The sequence below is a fragment of the Neochlamydia sp. TUME1 genome (genome assembly GCF_000813645.1).
Taxonomy (GTDB): Bacteria; Chlamydiota; Chlamydiia; order Chlamydiales; family Parachlamydiaceae; genus Neochlamydia.
The window spans coordinates 1-1206 of the sequence record NZ_JRXI01000131.1 but is presented as its reverse complement, the minus strand read 5'-3'; the positions used below and the strand labels follow the sequence as shown (position 1 = coordinate 1206).

Genomic DNA, 1206 nt, shown 5'->3' with positions numbered 1-1206 from the left:
TAAAGTAGAGAAAAAATATGAATTTGGCTGCAAAGCTTCGCTAGTCATCACTCATCAAGAGGGATTAACTTTAGATCTTAGGGCCATTCATGGCAACCCATACGATGGGCACACCCTTGAAGAAGCTATTAAAAATGCTCAAAACAACAGCGGTAAGAATATTGAAGTAGCATTTGTAGATAAAGGTTATCGAGGCCATACAGTAGAAGGTAAAACTATATTTATCTCTGGGCAAAGAAAAGGCCTCACCAAATGGATTAAAACCCAAATCAAAAGACGCCAAGCCATAGAACCTCATATCGGCCATATGAAGAATGATGGCAAGCTTGGTCGTAACCACCTTAAAGGCCTATGGGGAGATCGTTATAACGCCATTTTATGTGGGATTGGCCATAATATGCGTTTAATCTATAACTGGCTAGTCGCTCAAACTTCTCCCAAACGTCTTTATTCAGGCTAAAAAAGCTTAATTTCTTCTTCAAATTGCTTTAAAAACCTATCTTGAAGGCTACCTCCTACGCTAAAACTCTTAAATTTTAGCCAATTTTCATTCTCACTAACAAAAATTCTTGGATTTTTACTTTTTTAGCTTACCACTAAAAGAAAATTTACATTTTTTCTTTCTAAAATTGATACGATGAAGAAATTTTTTAGAGTAAATCAGGTCGAACTACCTAGTAATTCTCTCAAATAATTAGGTGCATAAGTGGCATTTTGTCTAGCATCGGTAATCCCTCGCCCTGAATCCATCGTTCTTATTATATTAGTAGCTAAGCGTCTGATTAGAGCCATGTTTTCAGCACTAAAGCCTACATCACTTAATGAAGCATCTTCTTTAAAAACTACGTCCATTACATGGTGCAAACTATTTTCTATCGCCCAGTGCGCTTGAATCCACTTGGCAAATTCTTTGGCCCCTGCTTTTCGGCTAGATCCATAATAGCGGATAGCTTGTTCTACTTTATCTGCTACCTTCCGTTCAGAACGTACTTCAATTATGGACTGCAAATGCCATTTCTCCCGTTGGGGAAGCCACTGTAAGGCATTGACTACACACACATGACGACTTTCTATGCGACCACGATTTTTCTCATGAGTTTCCTCTCGAGTTATTCCCTCTATTCCCTGGTAATTAACCGCTTTTGCTTGCTCAAAGAAGTTATACGCTTCTGCTTTAAGATGGCCTTGGTTACCTTTAATTCCTAC

The 1206-nt window shown here is 38.4% G+C and carries 2 protein-coding genes; one reads left to right on the top strand and one right to left on the bottom strand.

The window, feature by feature from the left end; genetic code table 11:
* Positions 1–460, top strand: a 460-nt coding sequence (locus DB41_RS06010; protein WP_155117595.1) for a transposase, incomplete at its 5' end; no start/stop codon positions are given.
* Between the two features lie 200 nt (positions 461–660).
* Here DB41_RS06010 and DB41_RS06005 read toward each other — a convergent pair.
* Positions 661–1206 (bottom strand): ISAs1 family transposase (locus tag DB41_RS06005; RefSeq protein ID WP_155117594.1); only part of this gene is annotated, 546 nt, incomplete at its 5' end.